We start from the raw sequence: 20561 nt of genomic DNA on the forward strand, positions 1-20561 counted from the left end.
TATCATATATCGAAAGCCGGCGCGATGCCGCCGGCTCTCCCATCCGTCAGGCTGCAAGCAGCGTGTTGCGGATGAGGTCGAGGACCTTCTCCGATTCAATACCGGTGCAGACGACCTGGCTCGGCAGCCCATCCCAAGCGCCGTCAGGCGGAAAACGCCGGGCGTCCGGCCTAACGATCGTCTGACCGTCGGCAATGCCGCCGCAGACGACGCGCACCGCACCCGAGATCGACGAGAACAGCTCCGGCACCACGACATAGACGCAGGCGCAACTGTCATGCACCATCATGCCGTCTTCAACCGCGTGCTTATAGAAATCGATGTAGGACTGCGAGAGCGCGTCGAGCTGCTTGACTGCTTTGTCACCTCTGGCCGCCATCTCGCCGAGATAGCTGCGGCTCATCGTGGTGATCGCGGTGACGTCGAGGCCGATGACGGCGACCTTCCAGGGCGCGGTCATGACGATGTCGGCAGCTTCGGGATCACCGTGGATATTGGCCTCGGCGACCGGAGAGACATTGCCCGGCACATAGAAATTGCCGCCCATGATGACGACGTCCTTGGCCAGCGTCGCAATCTCGGGATCTTCCTTCAGCGCCAGCGCCAGGTTGGTCATTCGGCCAACGGCGACGAGTCGCACTTCGCCCGGATGGGCGCGCACCGTGTCAATGATAAAGCGATGCGCCGGGCGCGGATCGAGCGGCAGGTCGATCGTCTCGGGCACGTCGATATCACCGAGGCCGTTCTCGCCATGCACCATGGCCGGCCATGGCCGCTCCGCGCGCGCGGAATCGATGGTGACGCTGGCGCCTTTGGAAACGGGTGCCGGAATATTCCATTCGCGCTTGAGGAAGAGCGCATTGCGCGTCGTCGTCTCGACCGAGGCGTTGCCGAAAACCGTGGTGATGCCGAGAAGGTCGATTTCGGGATGACGATGCAGGAAGAGAAGCGCCATGGCGTCATCGACGCCAGGGTCAGTGTCATAAATGACCTTGTGCATGAGATATCCTCTAGATGTGAACCGTGAAGCAGCCGGACGGCGCCGCGCGTTGCGGCCAGCATAACCTCCATCAGGCTTTCTGCAACCCGCTGCTGGCCACGGCCGCCGTCGCATGCGCCGATTTGAGCTTGGCGACAGCAAGCTCGGCATCCGGCCCCGCAGCCGCCAGCGCAGCTGCCTCGGAGACCCCATGGCAGCCGACGCGGGCAAAGACGATTGCAGAAGGATTCGCCAGTCGCGGCGTCTCCTCCTCCAGCCGCAGCGCGCCGAAAAACACGGCAGGCACGGAAAAACGCGCGGCAACGGCAAGGATCGCCGGCTCCAGCCTTCGGCTCTCGATCGAGGCAATGGCTGTGAGTTCCGCCGCGCTTATGGCGGCTGCGTCGAGCGCCTCGATCGCAAGCGCCAGCATCTCGGCAGGCGGCGTGCCGCGCTCGCAGCCGAGCCCGAGCACGTGGCGCCTCGCCGTATCGAAAGAGAAATCGCTCATGGAAACCGTCAAATAAGCCCTGCCATGTCTTTGCAGCCATTGCAGCTTGGGACGGCAAATGCAACAAGGCCGTCCGAAATCCCTGCCCGGTATACCACCTTGCCCGATATCACCCTCCATCTGCTGCTGCTGCTCTGCGCGGCGGCTTTCTTTGCCATGGGTGGTTCGCTCGGCGCCGCACTCGCCACGATCGTTCCAGGCAGGTGCTGTCACGCCATCATGCCGGTGCTCCTGGTGACGATCGCCATCTACGTCGCCGTCAAGCCGAACCTCAACGACCTCGACACCCACCGCCGCATGACCCCCGTTACCTTCGGCCTGACGCTGGTGCCTGTCATCGGCTTCTACGATGGCGTCTTCGGCCCCGGCACGGGCTCCTTCTTCATGCTAGCCTTCGTCACGCTCGCCGGCTTCGGCATGCCGAAGGCGACGGCCCACACCAAGCTTCTCAATCTCGGCTCGAATTTCGGCGCGCTGATCGTCTTCGCAAGGCTCGGCGCCATACTCTGGAAGATCGGCCTGTTGATGGGTGCTTGCCAGTTCCTCGGCGCGCAGCTGGGCTCGCGGCTAGCCATGCGCATCGGCGCAAAGCTCATCAAGCCGCTGCTCGTGATCGTCTGCATCGCCCTTGCGGTAAAGCTGCTCGCCGACCCGGCAAATCCGCTGCGTGTCTGGCTCGGCGTCTGACACGACCCCTCGACCATCTTCCATTACCTCTGGCGTAATTGATAAGCTGCATCGCCTTCCCGCATGATCGGACTGCCTGGAACTGACGGGCGATCAAAAGGAGATGACCCGATGAACGACGCAAACACCAACGCAGAGCGCTATCTCGCCATCTGGAATGAGACGGATGCCGCTCGCCGTCGCGCTCTCATCGCCGAGAGCTGGAGCAAAGCCGCCACCTATATCGACCCACTGATGCGCGGCGAAGGCCATGAGCAGATCAATTCGCTGGTCGAGGCGGTACAAAGCCGCTTCCCCGGCTTCCGCTTCGCCCTGATCGGGGCGGCCGACGGCTACGGCGACAACCTGCGCTTCTCCTGGGGCCTCGGCCCGGAAAACGGCGATGCGCTGATCAAGGGCACGGATTTCGCCGAACTCGAAGGCGGTAAGCTGAAATCCGTCCGCGGTTTCATAGATTTGCTGCCGGAAGCCGCCTGATGACGCCGACCGCCCGCTCCCTTGGAGACCATCTGCGCGAATGGCGCCAGCGCCGCCGCATGAGCCAGCTCGACCTCGCGCTGGAGGCGGAGATCTCGCAGCGGCATCTGAGCTTCATCGAGAGCGGGCGCTCGACACCGAGCAGCGATATGCTGCTCCATCTTGCCGAACGGCTCGACGTACCCCTTCGCGATCGGAACCCACTGCTGCTCGCGGCGGGTTTCGCTCCTGTTTTTGCCGAACGCGCCCTCGACGATCCCGCACTGGAACCGGCCCGTCGCGCCATCGACATGGTGCTGAAAGGGCACGAGCCCTTCCCAGCAATCGCCGTCGACCGCCATTGGACACTCATCGCGGCCAATGCGGCCATCGCTCCGCTGCTCTCAGCCGTTGCCGACCAGTCTCTGCTCACGCCACCCGTCAACGTACTGCGCCTCAGCCTGCATCCACAAGGATTGGCGCCCCATATCAAAAACCTCTCCGAGTGGCGCGCCCACCTTATCGGCAGGTTGCGCCAACAGTTCTCGGCTTCGGGCGATCCAATGTTGGACAAGCTTTTGAAGGAGTTGCTGTCCTATCCAGCGCCTAAAACTGCTGGCGAGGTCCATACCGACTATGCCGGCATCGCCGTTCCTCTTCAGCTTTCGACCAAGGCCGGCTTGCTTTCCCTGATCTCGACAACGACTGTCTTCGGCACGCCCGTCGAAATCACTTTGTCGGAACTCGCGGTCGAATCCTTCTTCCCGGCGGATGAGGAAACGGCTGCCATCCTGCGCAGTCTCGCGCTCAACTGACCGCCTCAGAACTCCACGCCCGGCTGGCCCTTGATGCCGGAGCGGAAGGGGTGTTTGACGAGCTCCATCTCGGTCACCAAATCGGCGATGTCGATCAATTCTTCCTTGGCGTTGCGCCCCGTCAGCACGACGTGTGTCATGGCCGGCTTCTCGCTCTTCAGGAAGGCGACGACATCGTTGATATCGAGGTAGTCGTAGCGCAGTGCGATATTGATCTCGTCGAGCAGCACCATGGAATTGCGCTCGTCGCGGATCAGCTCCTTGGCCTTTTCCCAGGCAGCCGACGCTGCGGCGACATCGCGGGCGCGGTCCTGGGTTTCCCAGGTGAAGCCCTCGCCCATGGTGTGGAACTGGCAGAGATCGGAGAAATGCTTCTCGATCAGGTCGCGCTCGCCGGTCCACATCGCGCCCTTGATAAACTGCACGACGGCCGACGGCTTGCCGTGGGCGATATGGCGGAAGATCATGCCGAAGGCGGCAGACGACTTGCCCTTGCCCTTGCCGGTGTGAACGATGATCAGGCCCTTGCCATCGGTCTTGGTCGCCATGATCTTGTCGCGCGCGGCCTTCTTCTTCGCCATCTTCTCGGCATGGCGGGCGTCGTCCTTGCCAACTCTGCCTTCTGCGATCTCGCTGTCCGGGGTCTCGTCGCTCATTGGGTCACCTCATTCTGTTGTCTGGCTAGAGCATGATGCCGAAAAGTGTGAGCGGTTTTCGGACGACATCACGCTCTATTTTTTTGATTTAAGTCGAACCGGGCCGAATTGCTGCGCGGCGTCCAGAGACTGCGGTCGATCGCTTCGAGCAGCCGCTTCTTCATCTCGCCAAATGCCGCCGGGTTCTTCTCGATCATGAAATCGCGCACGCCGGGATCGGCGACGAAGGCTTGGTAGACCGCCTCGAAGTGATGCTCGCCGACCGCGCCCGTCGTCGCCGAAAAGGCAAAGAGATAATCGACGGTGGCGGCGATCTCGGCTGCCCCCTTGTAGCCGTGGCGCATGACGCCCGCGATCCATTTCGGGTTGACGACGCGCCCACGCACGACGCGGCCGATCTCCTCTTCCAGCGAACGGATTACCGGCTTTTCCGGTCTGGAATGGTCGTTGTGATAGATCGAAGGGCGCGCGCCGGCGAGCCGCTCGGCGGCGGCGGCCATGCCGCCCTCGAACTGGTAATAGTCGTCGCTGTCGAGCAGGTCGTGCTCGCGATTGTCCTGGTTCTGGATGACAGCCTGCACCGAGCGCAGCCGCTCCTCGAACAGGCCGCGTTCGGCCCTGCCCTCTTCGCCGGCACCATAGGCATAGCTGCCCCAGACAAGATAGGCCTCGGCGAGATCGGCGCGCCGCTCCCAGCCCTTTTCATCGATCAGCGCCTGCAGGCCGGCGCCGTAAGCGCCAGGCTTCGAGCCGAAGACCCGATAGCCCGCCCGGCGCTTTGCCGAGACTTCGTCCAGGCCGGCGGCGCCAAGCCTTGCCGCCTCGCCTCGCATGCGCTCGGCAATGGGATTGTCGGCAGCATCCTCCTCCAGCGCGCCGACGGCGCGGATCGCCTTGTCGAACAGCGCTATCTGCTCGGGAAAGGCATCCCGGAAGAAGCCGGAAATGCGGAGCGTCACGTCAACGCGCGGGCGCCGAAGCATCGCCGGCGGAATGATCTCGTAACCGGTGACACGACGCGAGCTCATGTCCCAGAGCGGCTTGACGCCGATCAGCGCCAGCGCCTGGGCGATATCGTCGCCGCCAGTGCGCATGTTCGACGTGCCCCAAGCCGTCAGCCCGAAGGAGACAGGCCATTCGCCGTGATCCTGCACATAGCGGCGGACAAGCAGTTCGGCCGATTTCTTGCCGAGCTCGTAGGCAGCCGGCGTCGGCACGGCACGGCTGTCGACCGAGTAGAAATTGCGGCCGGTGGGCAAGACGTCGGGCCGCCCTCGCGTCGGCGCGCCGGATGGACCGGGCGCGACAAAGCGGCCGTCGAGGCCCTTGAGCAGAGCTTCGATTTCGGCGGGGCCGCAGGCGAGAATGGAGGGTTTGAGGCGGGTTTCGATTTCGGAGAGCACCACCCGTGTCGCCTTCCAGTCCTCGGGGCATTTGCTCTCGCCGGAAACGAACTTCGCCGCCAGCAGTTCGATGCGCTCGACGGTGTCGCCGTTGGTTCGCCATGGGGTATCGAGGAGGTCAGCGAGGATCTCAGAACGTGGCCCGGTCCAGATGGCGGCCATGTCGGTGTCGAGAGGGTCGAAGGAAGGCCCCTCCCCAACCCCTCCCGACAGGTGTGAGGGGCTTGCTGGGCGCCCCGTCTCAACATCAGCTTTGGCAATACGGGCTGCGGCAAGCGCAGAGGTAAGTCCCTCCCCCTTGTGGGGAGGGGTTGGGGAGGGGTCTTTCAGTTGGGAGAGATCTTTCAGCGCATCCCCAGCGATCGCCCGCTGCAAGCTCGCATCACCGCCCTCGCCAAGCCCGCGCGGCACCCGCGCCAGCGCCACAGTGAGGTCGGTCAGCAGCCGCCCCTCGGGCGACACCCCGAACACATGCAGCCCATCGCGGATCTGCATTTCCTTGAGGTCGCAGAGATAGGCGTCGAGCTTCTTCAGCGCCTCGCCCTCGCTTTCGCCCTTGGCGATACCGGCATCCCGGTCGAGACCGATATCGGTCACGAGATCGAGGATCTGGCGGCTGAGCAGGCGGATGCGGCGGGGATCGCCGCCAGACGCCTCGTAATATTCGTCGACCAGCGCCTCCAGATCCTTCAGCGGCCCATAGCTCTCCGCCCGCGTCAAAGGCGGGGTCAGATGATCGATGATCACAGCAGCATTTCGGCGCTTGGCCTGCGTGCCCTCACCCGGATCGTTGACGATGAAGGGATAAAGGTGCGGCAGCGGTCCAAGAATCGCCTCGGGATAACAGCTTTCAGACAGCGCCAGCGCCTTGCCCGGCAGCCATTCGAGATTGCCGTGCTTGCCCATATGGATGACGGCATGGGCGCCGAATTTGCGGCGCAGGAAAGCGTAGAAGGCGAGATAGCCGTGCGGCGGCACGAGATCCGGCGAATGATAGCTCTGTTTCGGATCGATATTATAGCCGCGTGCCGGCTGTATGCCGACGAGCACCTTACCGAAGCGCGCAAAAGGCAGAGCGAAGACGCCCTCGCGAAAATACGGATCGTCTTGCGGGCTTCCCCAGCGGGCTCTCACCTCATCCTGAATCTTATTGGGAAGAGATTGCAGGAAGCTGTTGTACAGACTCAAGGAAAGCGTTTCGCGGATGATCTTTCCGTCGGAACCGGAATTGGTCGGCCCTTCCATCAGATGGCGGATCAGCAGATCGCCGTCGGCGGGAATCTCGGCGACCGGATATCCCGCCGAGCGCATGGCGCGAAGCACCTCGATGGTGCCGGCCGGCGTATCCAAGCCGACGCCGTTGCCGAGCCGACCATCGCGGTTCGGGTAATTCGCCATGACGAGCGCGATGCGCCGGTCGCCGGCTGATGTCTTCCGCAGCCGCGCCCAATTGGCGGCAAGCTCCGCCGTATAACGCACCCGGCCGGCATCAGCCTGGCTGGCGACGATATTGGTCTCGACCCGCGCGTCGTAGCGGGCCGCCGTCTTGAAGGAGACCGCCCGCGCCAGCACCCGACCATCGACTTCAGGCAGGGCCACGTTCATGCCGAGATCGCGCGCCGACAAGCCCTGCGAGGAAGCCGCCCATGCCTCCCTCGACGAGGCGGACAGGATCGCCTGCAGCACGATCGCCTCATTCGCCTCCAGCACCGTCGGCTGCCGGTCGGCACCCGGTGCCGAGACCGCAAAGCCCGTCGTATTGATGACGACATCAGGTTTCAGCGCCGAAAATACGCTTTCGAGAATGCCTGTCGAAACCGGATCTTTGAGACTATAGGCAAAGACCGGCAGCGGGCGCAGGCCGAGTGTCATCAGCGCTTCGATCAGAGCTTCGATCGGCCCGGTCTCGCCGCTTTGGACGAGGGCGCGGTAGAAGCTGATGGCGACGATGGGTTGGGATCCCGCTTCTATCGCCGAGTTTGGAGTACCCCCCTCTGTCCTGCCGGACATCTCCCCCACAAGGGGGGAGATCGGCAAGTCGCTTGGGCTTCCTGCACAAGAACCGTTTGAAAATGCCGCAACACCTTCGGCGCATGAGATGGAACGAGGCCTCTCATCCCTGATCTCCCCCCCTGTGGCGGAGATGTCCGGCAGGACAGAGGGGGGTGCCACAGCCAAAGACGCCTCCGAAGACGATATAACAACCCGCCGCCACGCCTCAACCCCGATCAACGCCCGCCCCGGCCACCAAATACCCGCCTTCATCAGCGGCACCGCCGGCGCAGGCTTTTCGCCATCCGACAGCATCGCCCCAGCATAATCGAGAAACGCCTGCGTATTGGCATCGCCGCCCTCGATCAGATAGGCCCAGAGCGCGTTGAGATCGTCGAGATGAACATTGGAGAAAGGCACCAGCCCCGCATCCGGCCTGGCATCACCCGGCAGCACCCCAATCAGCGCACCGGCGCGCGCCGCCGCCGCATGCAGCGCTTCCAGCGCATAGTGGAAATAGCTGGCGCCGCCGAGCGCACGCACGATGATCAGCTTTGCATGCCGCGCGGTGCGCTCGACATAGGTGTCGACCGACATCGGGTGCTTGAGGCTCATCAGGCTGGCGAGTCGCAGCGAAGGTGCTGTCCGGCGATCGCGATAGGCGGCGGCGATCGCGGCAAGCTCGCTGTCGGCCGCCGACAGGAACAGGATATCGCCCGGGGACTGCCCGAGGTCGATTGCCTCCTCACCGTCGCTGATCGTTCCTTGTTGAGCCAGAAGCAGATGCATCGGGTTATGCCAGCGCTTCGATCGCCGCCCTCACCGCGCCCTGATCCATTTTGTGCAGGCCGATGACGACGAGCCGCGTGGCGCGCTTTTCGCCAGTTGCCCAGGCGCGGTCGAAATAATGGTCGATGCGGCTGCCAACGGCCTGGAGTTGCAGGCGCATCGGCTTGCCCGAGACATCGACGAAACCCTTGAGGCGCAGCACGTCATGGGCTGAAATAACAGTCTTCAGGGACTCGATGAAGCCAGCGGGATCGGCAACAGGGCCAAGCTCGACAACGAAGCTGTCGAATTCGTCATGGTCGTGCGACGCGCCGTCCTCGTGCTCCAGCTCATGATGTGACTTGCGATTGGCGACATCGTCCTCCGTGCCGATGCCGAGGCCGAGCAGAATGCCGGCCGACACCTCGCCGTTCCTCGCCTCGATCATCACGGGCTTGCGCACCGTGCGGGAAGCGACCTCGTCGCGCACCCTGATAAGGCCGGCAGCATCGATCAGGTCTGTCTTGTTGAGCACGATGAGGTCGGCGCAGGTGAGCTGATCCTCGAACAGTTCCTCGATCGGGCTTTCGTGATCGAGCGATTCATCCTCCGCGCGGCGCGCATCGACCGCATCATGGTCGTCGGCAAAACGGCCGGCGGCGACGGCGGCGCTGTCGACCACCGTAATGACGCCATCGACGGTCACCTGGGTGCGAATGTCGGGCCAGTTGAAGGCGGCGACCAGCGGCTGCGGCAGGGCAAGGCCCGAGGTTTCGATGACGATATGGTCGGGCCGATGTTCGCGTTCCAGCAGCTTGGTCATCGTCGGGATGAAATCGTCGGCGACAGTGCAGCAGATGCAGCCATTGGTGAGTTCGATGATGTCGTCCTCGGTGCAATTCTCCGCACCGCAGCCCTTCAACACATCACCGTCGACGCCGAGATCGCCGAATTCGTTGATGATCAGCGCAATCTTCTTGCCGCCGGCATTGGTGAGCAGGTTGCGGATCAGCGTCGTCTTGCCGGCGCCGAGGAAGCCGGTGATCACGGTTGCGGGAATCTTCTGCTGGTTCATGGACTTAACCCTTCATTTTCAACGGCAGGCCTGCCGCGATTAAATAAACTTCGGCGGCCTTCGCCGCGATCGATTGGTGCAAGCGGCCGACATGATCGCGAAAATCCCGCGCCATGCGATTGTCGGGCACGATGCCGAGACCGACCTCGTTGGAAACGAAAACGAGCCGTGCCTTCGCGGCAGGCAGAAAATCGGCAAGCGCAGCAAATTCCGCCGCCATCTCACGCTCCTCCATCATCAGATTGGTGACCCAGAGCGTCAGGCAGTCGACGAGAACGATGCGCCCCGGGCCATCGATGGCGGTGAGCTTGCCGACAAGATCGACCGGCTCCTCATGCGTCGTCCAGGACGGGCCGCGGTCGGCCTGGTGTCGGGCGATGTGCGCCTGCATCTCCTCGTCCCAAGCGCGGCCGGTGGCTACGTAATGGCGATCGAGGCCGGTCGCGGTGACGAGGGCTTCGGCGAAACGGGATTTGCCGGAACGTGCGCCGCCGAGGATGAAGACGGTGTTGGATGGGGAGGCCGTCATGCGAAAGCGGCCTCCAGAGGAAACGCAACGTTCCACCACGCTCCCTCATTCCTGTGCTCGTCACAGGAATCCAGCCACGGCGCGTCCGCGCCGTGAATGACTCTGTGCTGTCGTGAAATGATTCTTTCGCGCCCAAGGACTTGGGCGCACTGGAATCCTGTGACCAGCACAGGAATGAGGGAGGAGAGGAAAGTGCCTCGCAAATGCACCGAGCCACAGGGCTCAACCCGTCTTTCGGTCCCCCCTCGCGAATGAGAGGAAGCGAGGCGCCCCCGCACATCTCTTCTCCCCAGCGGGGAGAAGGTGCCGGCAGGCGGTTGAGGGGGTGAGCGGCGAAGCCGCGAATGCACTGAGCGCAAGCGAAGGGCAATGATGAAGGGCGTGCCGTGCGGCCCCCTCATCCGACCCTTCGGGCCACCTTCTCCCCGCTGGGGAGAAGAGGAAGCAAATAGCGCCGCACCAGGCCGCGCCGAATTCAATCGTTCAGCCAAGACAACCTCCGTGCTGGCAACGGGCATAGTGCCCAGGTGTGGGCTTCTTGCCCGGCACGTATGGCAGGTCTCCTGGCTCGCGGTTATCGGCCGCGATCGGGGCAGACCGGAAACCGGTCGCCCTGATCGTGCCAGCGGATCATCCTCGCCTTCCCGGCCGCATCAGTGAAAAGGTGGACGATTCGTAGACTTGAGAGGCGTCCGACCCCGGTTGATCACCATGCATTTCCAGTGGCTTTTCCGGCATATCGCCTATCCCGCCCGCTTGCATGATTGCAAGCCGCCGGCCGGAAGGGCTTAGTGCCGGATGGAAGACCCTGACCGCTCTACAGTCGCGGGGTCGGCTGTGATGAAGGCGCCCGGCTTGGGTCCGCCCCGTCACATTCCCTTTTCATCCGGAAGGGCGTAACACCGATCCGGAACCATCCGTTATGTCAGGATGGTCAATCGACCATCCGTTATCGGGATGGTTAGGCAAGCGCAGGGGTGAAGTCAACCGACCTTGGCGGTCGACCAGTTGACGGGCAGCCGGTATGCTTGCTCCAACACGACTTACTCTACCTAAAACATCGTCATTTATCAGAGACTTACGTCACAAATATTTATCCCGCCCGCCGAGTTTTCGCCGCAATTGCGTCGCAAGCGGGCTGCGCGATCATCTCCGCCCTTGACCGGGCCTCTCCTCGCCTAGTTGTCTAGCCATGCTTATGAAATTGGATCGGCGCCGTTTCCGCGCGCTGCGTGTTTTCTTCGATCCGGGACGCCTGCGCGCGCTGACCCGCCGTAGCGAGGTCGGCCTGTCGCTGGCGGGCGCCGTCGTCGGCATCATCTCGGGTCTTGCCGTCACCGGCATGAGCTACGTCTCCAACGAGCTGCATCAGCTGGTCTTCGGCATCGCCGACAGCGAACGGCTGAGCGCGTCCGAGATCGAGAGCAAGATGCTGCTGCTCACCGCCCCCGTCATCGGCGGCGCCCTGCTCGGCCTGTTGCTTCTAGTGCTGGCGAAACGGCGCAAGAAGCCGATGGTCGACCCGATCGAGGCCAATGCGCTGCATGGCGGCCGCCTGTCCCTGACCGACAGCATCATCGTTGCCGTGCAGAACCTGATCTCCAACGGTTTCGGCGCCTCGGTCGGCCTGGAGGCCGGCTATACCCAGCTTGCCGCCGGCCTCGCCTCGAAATTCGGCCTGAAGCTGCAGCTTCGCCGCTCGGACCTGCGCACCCTGGTTGGCTGCGGCGCGGCGGGCGCCATCGCCGCCGCCTTTAACGCACCGCTGACCGGTGCTTTCTACGCTTTCGAGCTGATCATCGGCTCCTATACGATCGTCTCGCTGACGCCTGTCGTCGTCTCCGCCCTTGTCTCGACTCTGATCGCAAGGCTGCTTGCCGGCAGCGATTTCACCATCGATATCGGCAGCTTCGGCTCAGTCGTGCCGGCCGATTATATCCCAGCGCTGCTGCTCGGCATTTTCTGCGCCGGTGTCGGCATCCTGATCATGCAGGGCGTCGCTTTTGTCGAGGAGCTGGCGCGCAAGAGCTCAATCGCCCCACCCTTCCGTCCGGCACTCGGCGGCATCATCGTCGGGCTCTTGGCGATGATCTCGCCGCAGGTGCTCTCGGCCGGCCACGGCGCGCTACATCTCAATCTTTCCCGTGAGGTGGCAATCCCAACGCTGATCGGCCTCTTCCTCTTGAAATCCTTCGCCTCGGCGATCTCGATCGGCTCCGGCTTCAGGGGTGGGCTATTCTTCGCTTCGCTGTTCATGGGCGCCCTGCTCGGCAAGCTCTTTGCCTATTGTGGCCCCTACTTCGCCGATGCGACGCTGACGCCCGTCATCTATGCCGTGGTCGGCATGAGCTCGCTTGCCGTCGCCGTCATCGGCGGGCCGCTGACCATGACGTTCCTGGCGCTCGAAATCACCGGCGATTTTCCGATCACCGCGCTGGTGCTCGCTGCCGTCATCACCTCCTCTCTCGTCGTGCGCTCGACCTTCGGCTACTCCTTCGCCACATGGCGGTTCCATCTGCGCGGCGAAAGCATCCGCAGCGCCCACGACGTCGGCTGGATCCGCAATCTGACGGTCGACAAGCTGATGCGCGCCGACGTCAAGAAGGCGAAGGCGGGCATCACGCTGGAGGAATTCAAGCAGGCCTTCCCGATCGGCTCGACCCAGCGCGTCATCCTCGTCGAGGAGAGCGACAAATATGCGGGCCTGGTGCTGGTGCCGGAGATCTACGCCAACCCGACCGACGCCCAGGACGAGGGCAAGACGCTTGCCGATTTCATCCACTACCGCAACGACTTCCTGCAGCCGCAGATGAATGCCAGACAGGCGGCGGCGATCTTCGACAAGAGCGAAAGCGAAGCGCTCGCCGTCGTCAACAACCTGATCGAACGCAAGGTGATCGGCCAGCTCAGCGAAAGCTATACGCTGCGCCGCTACAGCGAAGAACTCGACCGCCGCCGCCGTGAAGTGTCAGGCGAGATATGAGCCGCTATGAACCGGGGCCGGCGAGCTTGAACACCTCTGCCCGCTTCGAAACGCCGCGCAATTCAAACGAACCCAGATACTCGCAGGCCACAGCGCAGGTGGTCGCGAAGCTCTCCGACATCAGCAGGTCTTGCTCAAGCATGCCGCAGAGCTTTTCAAGCCGCGAGGCCTCGTTGACGGCGCTGCCGATGACCGTGAAATCAAGCCTGCCGCGCGCGCCGATATTTCCATAGAAGACCTCACCGAGATGCAGCACGACATCGACGCCGATGTCAGGACCTCCATCATTCCTCCGCTGACCGTTCAGCACCTTGTTGGCTTCCAGGATATCCCTCGCGGCAGCCAGTGCGGCCATGCACGCCTTTTGCCGGTCTTCGGCATCGGTCGGAAAGATCGCCAACACGCTGTCGCCCATGAACTTGAGGATCTCACCGGAATTCTCCTCGACATGCCGACCGATCAGCTCGAAATGCTCATCCAGAAACCCGGCGATTTCGCCTGGCTGATAGACTTCGGTCAACGCCGTGAAATTCCTGAGATCCGCAAGCAGGATCGCAGCATTGATGGAGCCACCCTTTCCTCTCTGGATCTCGCCTGCGAGGATGCGCGCGCTTGTCTTGGCGCCTGTATAGACGGCGAGGATATCCGCAGCGGTTTTCGAGGCCGCGATGCGGTAGCAAGCCAACCCCAGCGCCGGGAAGAGCTTCGCGACGATCGCCAGTTGATCGTCAGAAAATCCGTCCGGCCTGTCGCTTGTGAGAGACAGACTGACCCCGCGCAGCGCGGCCTCCTTCGGGAACTCCAGCAGGCTGACCAGGTGATCCGTGCCGCCGCCATGCGCGAATTCCGCAAGCTGCGGGTAGTCATCGACACCCTCACCCTTGGCGATGTTCCAGCGACCTGACGTTTCGCCACGGCGCAAAAGAAAATAGATCGGGGTCTTCTCGAAATTCAGCACTCCGGCAGTGCCATATTCGGCATTCTCGATCGTGGTCGCACCGCCGCGCACGAAATTGGCCGAGACGCCGCCATACATGGGATGAATAGACGGCATTGAGATGCTCCCCCGCCAAATCGGAAAGCCATCCTCGATCAGCCGATCGCACAATCCGGCTATCAACTCGCCAATATGCTCGGCTGTGATTCCGTGTTCTATAAGCCACTGAATATGATTGTTAATTTCCGAACCTCCAAATGACCGACACAGTTTATGGTCGGAAATCGGGCAAATGGACGGCGATGACCAACCGAGGCGTTGCCATATCAACCAATAGTCGAGTCAGGCAGATATTTCTAGCCATGGACTCCGGCAACGACAACCGCAGGGCAGACGAAGAGGCGATTACCGTCATTCGACTCCGACGAGAATCAGTGGAGAGTGCCGCAGAAATGAAAGACGGTGCCGTAGCGCCTACGAATATCTCACATCCTGACCGTCATGCCGCCGTTGACCGTCAGCACATCGCCGTTGACGAAGGAAGCGGCGGCGCTTGCGAGAAACAGCGCCGCGCCGGCGATCTCGTCTGGGCGTCCCCAGCGCTGGACCGTGATGCGCTGGCGCACGAAGGGCATCAATTCCTCGTTCGCAGCCATCGCCGCATTCGTCTCGGTAGCAAACCAGCCGGGCGCAATCGCGTTGCTGGTGATGCCGTCCGGGCCGAACTCGACCGCCATGCCGCGCATCAGTCTGGTCAGTCCCTTCTTTGCTGCAGGGGGAACGCGGCGCCGCCACGATTCTCTTCTCCCCATCGGGGAGAAGGTGCCGGCAGGCGGTTGAGGGGGTGAGCGGCGGAGCCGCGAATGCGCTGAGCGAAAGCGAAGGGCAATCAATGACGTAGTGCCGCGTCGCCCCCTCATCCGACCCTTCGGGCCACCTTCTCCCGCTGGGGAGAAGAGGGAGCCAGCCGCGATCCTTGTCATCCCACAGACTAGGAACGATGCGGCAGCCGCCCACGACACACCCAGCCTAGCCAATCAACCCGGCCAGCCAGCGCGGATCGAGATGACGTTCCAATTCTCCGGCGATCTCGTCGAGCGCCTGCTCGACGCTCTCGCGATAATTCCTCCGCTCGCCTGATAGGCCGAAGCTTTGAAGCAGTCGGGCGCGGTAGGCGTCGCTGCCGAAGAGCCCGTGCAGATAGGTGCCCATGATCCGGCCGTCGGCCGACAGTGCCCCATCCGGCGCGCCGTCGATGATAGCCGAAGGCCGATTGCAATCCGGGCCGCGGGTGATGCCGAGATGGATCTGGTAGCCGGCGAGCGGCGCGTCATATTCGGTCGAGCGGGCATGGCTGTTGCGCACGGTCTTTTCCGGCGCCATCTCAGTCTCGATGTCGAGCAGCCCGAGCCCCGGCATCTCGAGCGTCCCGCCCTCGATGCCGAGCGGGTCGCGCACCATGCGGCCGAGCATCTGATAGCCGCCGCAGATGCCGATCACCCGGCCGCCGCGCCTGACATGCGCCTGGAGATCGTGATCCCAGCCATGGGCGCGGAAGTCGGCGAGATCCGATATCGTCGATTTCGAGCCGGGAAGCACAACGAGGCTCGCATCGGCAGGTATCCGCTCGCCTGATCGCACGAAGACCAGCTCGACATCCGGCTCGGTCCTCAGCGGATCGAGATCGTCGAAATTGGCGATACGCGGCAGCACCGGCACGGCGATCTTCAGCGCGCCCGTCCCGCCCCTCGCCAGCCGTTCGAGCACGGCCGAATCTTCGGCCGGCAGGCGCGCAGCCCCCCTCAGCCACGGCACGATGCCGAAACACGGCCAACCGGTAAAACCCTCGATGGCGCGGATGCCGTCGTCAAACAGCGAGACGTCGCCGCGGAACTTGTTGATGATATAGCCTGAAATCATCGCCCGGTCGCTATCATCGAGGATCGCATGCGTGCCGACCAGGGAGGCGATGACACCGCCGCGGTCGATATCGCCGACGAGCACGACAGGCACGCCGGCCCGCGTCGCAAAGCCCATATTGGCGATATCGCCGGGCCTGAGATTGATCTCGGCCGGCGATCCGGCGCCCTCGACGATAACGAGGTCGGCCCCTGCAGCGACTTTTTCGAAACTTTCGAGCACGGCGCCGAGCAACTGAGGCTTCAGCCGCTGGTAATCGCGTCCTTTCGCCTGCCCAAATATCCTGCCCTGCAGGATGATCTGGCTGCCATTTTCCGATTGCGGCTTGAGCAGCACCGGGTTCATGTGCACCGAGGATGGCGCGCGCGCGGCCAACGACTGCAGCCACTGCGCCCGGCCGATCTCGCCCCCATCATCGGCGACCGCCGCATTGTTCGACATGTTCTGTGGCTTGAACGGCCGGACGGTCAGCCCACGATTGGCCGCCAACCGGCAAAGGCCCGCAACCAGCACCGTCTTGCCGACATCGGAGCCGGTCCCCTGCAGCATGATCGCTCTTGCCATGATGGCCTGTATTCGCCTCTCGTTCAGGCGAGGCCTACAATGGGCGGCAACCTCGGGTCAAGCTTGGCTCGGGTCAAGACTTGGCCCGGCGCAAGACTTGGCTCCCACGCAAACGCGAAAACCGCGCATGGCCTTGGCTCTGCGCGGTTTGCCGAAAACTCAGGCGTCTTCGCCCTTACACGGCGAAGCTCGCTTTCTCCGGTACGCACTACCTGAACCGGAGAAGCGGCGGTCATTGCTGCCACGCCCCAACTGATAACGGCACATTCTTACCGGAGAGTTATTGAAGGCTTACGCAAGTGTTAATTTTGATCTTTTTTGACATTCTCGCCAAAATTTCTGCCGAAGATCCGCCGCCGGTCGCGAAGAGCGTGCATTTCGCCGGAGGGCGCCATTTTCGGGATGCCGACATAAATTCTTCGAATTCAATAATTTAGTCACGCAACCATGAGCAGAAGATGGTTGATTTCTGTGAGCGAACGCGTAGGCTTCATCAAGATGCTCCATTGTTGAACATGGCCTGCCCATGAACCGGAAAGCCTGTTGCGGTATCGCCGGCAGGCATTGCTTCGGGTGCCGGAGAGATTTGTCGGTGGATTTCAGAGCCTGCGCGTCCGCCTAAGAAGAATTCGGGAAATGACGATGAAGACGTTTCTGATTCCGGCCGTCTTTGCCGCGGCTCTTTCTACCGTCGCGCCGGCTGAAGCCGCTGAGTGCGGCAGCGTTTCGATCGCCGAAATGAAATGGGCCTCGGCAGGCATCGCGGCGAGCTTCGACAAGATCATCCTGGAAAAGGGATACGGCTGTTCGGTCACCATTGTCGATGGCGACACTCTGCCGACTTTCGCCTCGATGAATGAGAAAGGCACCCCCGACATCGCCTCGGAATACTGGATCAATTCCGTCAGGTCCCTGCTCGATCAGGCCGTCAACAGCGGCCGGTTAGTGGAGGGGGCCGAAATCCTGGCTGACGGCGCCGTCGAGGGTTGGTGGATTCCGAAATTTATCGCCGACGCCCACCCCGACATCCGCTCGGTCGAAGACGCGCTGAAACATCCCGAACTCTTCCCCGCCGAGGACGACCCATCGAAAGGCGCAGTTTACAACTGCCCCGCCGACTGGAGCTGCCAGATATCGACCACAAATCTGTTCAAGGCGCTTGCCGCCGACAAGAAGGGCTTCGAGCTCGTCGAGACCGGCAGTCCCGAACGGCTCGATGCATCGATTGCCCGCGCCTTCGACAACAAGGTCGGCTGGCTCGGTTATTACTGGGCGCCGACCGCCATCCTCGGCAAATACGACATGACGCGCCTGAGCTTCGGCGTCGGCCACAACAAGAGCGAATGGGACCGCTGTACCGCAGTTGCCGGCTGCGCCAGGCCCGAGGTCAACTCCTACCCCGTCTCGCGCGCCTTCACACTGATGACCAGGTCCTTCGCCAGCCGCGCCGGGCCTGTCACGACCTATCTCAAGACCCGCAAATGGGACAATGCGACGATCAATCAGGTGCTCGCCTGGCAGGACGAAAACCGCGAAAGCAATGAGGGTGCCGCGATCTATTTCCTTCGCAATTACGAGAGTCTGTGGACCAAATGGGTGCCAGTCGATGTAGCCGAGAAGGTCAAGGCGAGCTTATAACGGCAAAAACACGATCAAGCATGGACGATTCGATGATTCCCTTTCCTGACCGCGATACCGTTGCGGAAAAGCTCGCCGCACTATCGGAGACCGACAAGTCGTATCTGGCGCGGCTCATGGAAAACGCTGCCCAGGACGACAACCTGCTCGACGGCCTGCGCCGCCATCTCGATCTTGCCGCCGGATCGCGTTTCCTGAACTCGCTGAAGCTCGAAAATCTGGGAATCTGGCTCGGAACCCAGGCGCCGAACCGGTTGCAGATCCGGCTGAAGGAAACCGCCCGCTCCAGCCAGCATCCCGCCTACCAGGCCTTCCGGACCGGTCTCGACCGATCCGGCGGGCTGGAAAAGGCTTATCCCCCGGTCACCCCTTGGAATGATCCGAACTCGGTCATCTGATCCGGCCCCGGCCGATATCTGATCCCGCGGTCAATATCTGATCCGGCAATCCTCGGAAGAAAGCTGAATCGTCATCACTTCTTCGCGGCGCGGTCGACCGAGCGGCCGGCATCCTGCGTGGCGTTCACGGTATTTGCCGTATCCTTTCCTATGCCGCGGATCGTGTTGCCGCAGGAAGAAAGGGCAAGAAGAACCATCAAGGCTGCGGCAATTTTGGCCGTTGTCGTCATCTCGGATATCCTTGTTTGAAATCAACCCCGAACGGCGACAATTGCCGTCCCGCGCCAATAACGCACGACAAACCAAAAGGTTCACTGGCTATGATGCTGCTAGGCGGCGACCGCTTTCGCTCTCTCGGCAAAGGCGCCGCGAATGCTGTCGGCCACCGTCTCGATCGGCCCCGATACCTGCGAGGCGGTCAGCAGGCGGATATCGAAGGCGCCGAGCTCCGGCAGCCCTTCCTGAGGCCCGAGGATCGCCATGTCTTCGTTGACATAGGACAGCGGCAGCGGCGCAATGGCGAGATCGGAAAGCACGGCGGCGCGCTGCGCCATCGTGTGGCCGCTGAGATAGGCGACGCGATAATGCCGTTTGTTGCGTTCGAGCTGGGAGAGCGCCTCCTGGCGCCAGATGCAGCCATCCTCCCAGATCGAGATCGGCAGGGGATCGCGGCGATGCGCCGAACCACACTTGGCGCCGGCCCAGACCAGACGCTCGCGGAACACCACCTCACCGCCCGTCGGGAACGGCCGTGTCGCACAGTTGATCAACGCCAGGTCGAGGCGTTGCTCCTCCATGCGCTTCTTCAGCCCCATGCTCATGTCGATCGTCACGTCGACCATGATGCCGGGATAGCTCTCGGCGAAACTCTTCAGAATACTCGGCAGCAGCCGTTCGCCGATATCTTCCGGCGCGCCGAGCCGCACGACGCCGCTGAGCTCCGGCATAATGAAGCGCGACACCGCTTCGTTCGACAGCGCCAGGATGTTGCGGGCATAGGACAGCAACATCTCGCCATGGCGCGTCAGCGAAACCGAGCGTGCGTCGCGCAGAAACAGTGTCGCACCAAGCTGCTCTTCAAGTTTCTTGATCTGCATCGACACCGCCGACGGTGTGCGGAAGACCGCCTCGGCGGCGGTCGAAAAATTGCCCGTCTCGGCGATGGCAACAAAGGTGCGCAATACATCGTTGTCGAGCAGCGGAATGGGACGGCGAAAGGGAATGCTCATCGTCGCATCTTTCAATTTTTCTGATTTATAACCCCATATCATTTTGTTTGATTGAATGTCAATTGAACCCGATATTTCGCGTGTCGGCAGCAAAATGCAGCCAAGGAGGCCCGACATGTCTCAAACAAGCATCTGGAATATCGTACAGGCCCTTTCCGCATTCAAGGCGCAGAGACGCAGGGATGCCAACCATGAGCATGCGCTCCGCGAGTTAAGGCGCTTTCCGCCACATCTGCTGGCGGATTGCCAGCGCGAAATGGAGTTGACCCTCCCGGAGCGCCGCGCATGCGATGGGACGCGGTAGAGACGCTTCATCGTTTTGAATTCGCTGAGCTGGCCAGATTGATGCCGGTCCACTTGCGACGTCCGCTCGACCTGCACCGTAGCGGCCGACCGACAGCCGAACGGCGATCACAGCCCGCCCAGCAGTTTGAACGCAATGATCCACATCGTGAAAGCGACGAGCGTTTCCAGCACGCGCCAGGATGAGGGTTTCGAGAAGATCGGCCGCAGCCGTGTAGCGCCATATCCGAGCGAAAAGAAGAACAGGAAGGAACCCGTCACCGCCCCTGCCGCAAATGAAGCCTGCTCTCCCGGATATCGTGTCGATATCGTGCCGAGCAGTACCACGGTGTCGAGATAGACGTGCGGGTTGAGCCAGGTGAGTGCGAGGCAGGTCGCCAGTGTCTGCCGGAAGCTCGATGGTTTGGCTTCCGCGGCCGTGAGAGCGGTGGACGACCGCAAGGCGGAATAGAGGCTTCTTGCCCCGTACCAGACCAGAAATACGGCTCCGCCGTAGCGCATGACGGGATCGAGCCAGGGCATCAACCTGGCGATTTGTTGGAGGCTGGTCACGCCAAGCACGATCAGCGCTGCATCCGATACCGCGCATGCGAGGCAGATGGCGAAGACATGTTCGTTGCGCAAGCCCTGGCGGAGGATGAAGGCGTTCTGCGCGCCGATGGCGACAATCAGGCTGAGGCCCATCATCAGGCCGGTTCCATAAATCGAAAAATTCATC

General features: G+C 62.3%; 18 protein-coding genes, 1 pseudogene and 1 riboswitch. Of the genes and pseudogenes, 7 read left to right on the forward strand and 12 right to left on the reverse strand.

Features of this window, described 5'->3' with window-relative positions; all coding sequences use genetic code 11:
• Positions 1-46: 46 nt before the first annotated feature.
• Together N2A41_RS11930 and N2A41_RS11935 are read right to left on the reverse strand one after the other, a co-directional pair.
• Positions 47-1000 (reverse strand): nucleoside hydrolase, encoded by a 954-nt coding sequence (locus N2A41_RS11930; RefSeq protein WP_130754025.1) that lies wholly within the window; start codon positions 998-1000, stop codon positions 47-49.
• Positions 1001-1070: 70 nt separating this feature from the next.
• Positions 1071-1490, reverse strand: a complete 420-nt coding sequence (locus tag N2A41_RS11935; protein ID WP_260111019.1) for a cobalamin biosynthesis protein — start codon at positions 1488-1490, stop codon at positions 1071-1073.
• A 99-nt stretch (positions 1491-1589) separates the two neighbouring features.
• Here N2A41_RS11935 and N2A41_RS11940 point away from each other — a divergent pair, with 99 nt between their 5' ends.
• From N2A41_RS11940 to N2A41_RS11950, 3 genes are all read left to right on the forward strand, one after another.
• Positions 1590-2177, forward strand: coding sequence for a TSUP family transporter (locus tag N2A41_RS11940; protein WP_260111020.1), 588 nt, complete (start codon positions 1590-1592; stop codon positions 2175-2177).
• A 63-nt stretch (positions 2178-2240) separates the two neighbouring features.
• Complete coding sequence (locus tag N2A41_RS11945) at positions 2241-2654, forward strand: nuclear transport factor 2 family protein (RefSeq protein ID WP_017988609.1); 414 nt, start codon at positions 2241-2243, stop codon at positions 2652-2654.
• A complete protein-coding gene (locus N2A41_RS11950) occupies positions 2654-3448 on the forward strand; it encodes a helix-turn-helix domain-containing protein (protein ID WP_260111021.1) in 795 nt (264 codons plus the stop codon). The genes N2A41_RS11945 and N2A41_RS11950 overlap by 1 nt, the downstream gene beginning before the upstream one ends.
• 5 nt (positions 3449-3453) lie before the next feature.
• On the opposite strand, the gene cobO is transcribed toward N2A41_RS11950, so the two are convergent.
• The 4 genes from cobO to cobU form a co-directional block, all read right to left on the reverse strand.
• On the reverse strand, positions 3454-4104 hold the full coding sequence (cobO, locus tag N2A41_RS11955; protein WP_222387331.1) for a cob(I)yrinic acid a,c-diamide adenosyltransferase: 651 nt from the start codon (positions 4102-4104) through the stop codon (positions 3454-3456).
• Between the two features lie 68 nt (positions 4105-4172).
• Positions 4173-8288 carry a cobaltochelatase subunit CobN gene (cobN, locus tag N2A41_RS11960; RefSeq protein WP_260111022.1) on the reverse strand — a complete coding sequence of 1372 codons (4116 nt, stop codon included), beginning with the start codon at positions 8286-8288 and terminating at the stop codon, positions 4173-4175.
• 4 nt (positions 8289-8292) lie between these two features.
• Positions 8293-9342 (reverse strand): cobalamin biosynthesis protein CobW, encoded by a 1050-nt coding sequence (cobW, locus tag N2A41_RS11965; RefSeq protein ID WP_260111023.1) that lies wholly within the window; start codon positions 9340-9342, stop codon positions 8293-8295.
• 4 nt (positions 9343-9346) lie between these two features.
• A complete protein-coding gene (cobU, locus tag N2A41_RS11970; protein ID WP_260111024.1) occupies positions 9347-9871 on the reverse strand; it encodes a bifunctional adenosylcobinamide kinase/adenosylcobinamide-phosphate guanylyltransferase in 525 nt (174 codons plus the stop codon).
• Positions 9872-10407: 536 nt separating this feature from the next.
• A riboswitch (cobalamin riboswitch) is annotated at positions 10408-10804 on the reverse strand.
• A 259-nt stretch (positions 10805-11063) separates the two neighbouring features.
• Between cobU and N2A41_RS11975 the strand changes: the two genes are divergently transcribed.
• Positions 11064-12854, forward strand: a complete 1791-nt coding sequence (locus tag N2A41_RS11975) for a chloride channel protein (protein ID WP_260111025.1) — start codon at positions 11064-11066, stop codon at positions 12852-12854.
• Positions 12855-12858: 4 nt separating this feature from the next.
• Here the strand turns inward: N2A41_RS11975 and N2A41_RS11980 are convergent, their stop codons facing one another.
• The 3 genes and pseudogenes from N2A41_RS11980 to N2A41_RS11990 all read right to left on the reverse strand — a co-directional run bounded on the left by N2A41_RS11980 (position 12859) and on the right by N2A41_RS11990 (position 16275).
• Positions 12859-14118 carry an adenylate/guanylate cyclase domain-containing protein gene (locus tag N2A41_RS11980; RefSeq protein ID WP_260111046.1) on the reverse strand — a complete coding sequence of 420 codons (1260 nt, stop codon included), beginning with the start codon at positions 14116-14118 and terminating at the stop codon, positions 12859-12861.
• 158 nt (positions 14119-14276) lie between these two features.
• Positions 14277-14573 (reverse strand): annotated as a pseudogene (locus tag N2A41_RS11985) (SDR family oxidoreductase); the annotation flags it as partial.
• Positions 14574-14820: 247 nt separating this feature from the next.
• Positions 14821-16275 carry a cobyric acid synthase gene (locus N2A41_RS11990; protein WP_260111026.1) on the reverse strand — a complete coding sequence of 485 codons (1455 nt, stop codon included), beginning with the start codon at positions 16273-16275 and terminating at the stop codon, positions 14821-14823.
• Positions 16276-16911: 636 nt separating this feature from the next.
• Between N2A41_RS11990 and N2A41_RS11995 the strand changes: the two genes are divergently transcribed.
• Positions 16912-17913: a glycine betaine ABC transporter substrate-binding protein gene (locus tag N2A41_RS11995; protein WP_017964684.1), complete on the forward strand. Its 1002-nt coding sequence runs from the start codon at positions 16912-16914 to the stop codon at positions 17911-17913.
• 20 nt (positions 17914-17933) lie between these two features.
• Positions 17934-18311, forward strand: coding sequence for a hypothetical protein (locus tag N2A41_RS12000; protein WP_260111027.1), 378 nt, complete (start codon positions 17934-17936; stop codon positions 18309-18311).
• 74 nt (positions 18312-18385) lie between these two features.
• Here N2A41_RS12000 and N2A41_RS12005 read toward each other — a convergent pair whose 3' ends face one another.
• Together N2A41_RS12005 and N2A41_RS12010 are read right to left on the reverse strand one after the other, a co-directional pair.
• Positions 18386-18541, reverse strand: coding sequence for a hypothetical protein (locus tag N2A41_RS12005; protein ID WP_003540537.1), 156 nt, complete (start codon positions 18539-18541; stop codon positions 18386-18388).
• A gap of 99 nt (positions 18542-18640) precedes the next feature.
• Complete coding sequence (locus N2A41_RS12010; protein ID WP_018074580.1) at positions 18641-19582, reverse strand: LysR family transcriptional regulator; 942 nt, start codon at positions 19580-19582, stop codon at positions 18641-18643.
• Positions 19583-19655: 73 nt separating this feature from the next.
• Between N2A41_RS12010 and N2A41_RS33325 the strand changes: the two genes are divergently transcribed.
• On the forward strand, positions 19656-19844 hold the full coding sequence (locus N2A41_RS33325; RefSeq protein ID WP_311202848.1) for a hypothetical protein: 189 nt from the start codon (positions 19656-19658) through the stop codon (positions 19842-19844).
• 107 nt (positions 19845-19951) lie between these two features.
• Here the strand turns inward: N2A41_RS33325 and N2A41_RS12015 are convergent, their stop codons facing one another.
• Complete coding sequence (locus N2A41_RS12015) at positions 19952-20560, reverse strand: LysE/ArgO family amino acid transporter (protein ID WP_222387325.1); 609 nt, start codon at positions 20558-20560, stop codon at positions 19952-19954.
• Between the last annotated feature and the right edge of the window lies 1 nt (position 20561).

Origin of the sequence: Rhizobium sp. SRDI969 (genome assembly GCF_025152725.1) — a bacterium.
Lineage (GTDB): Bacteria > Pseudomonadota > Alphaproteobacteria > Rhizobiales > Rhizobiaceae > Rhizobium > Rhizobium leguminosarum_I.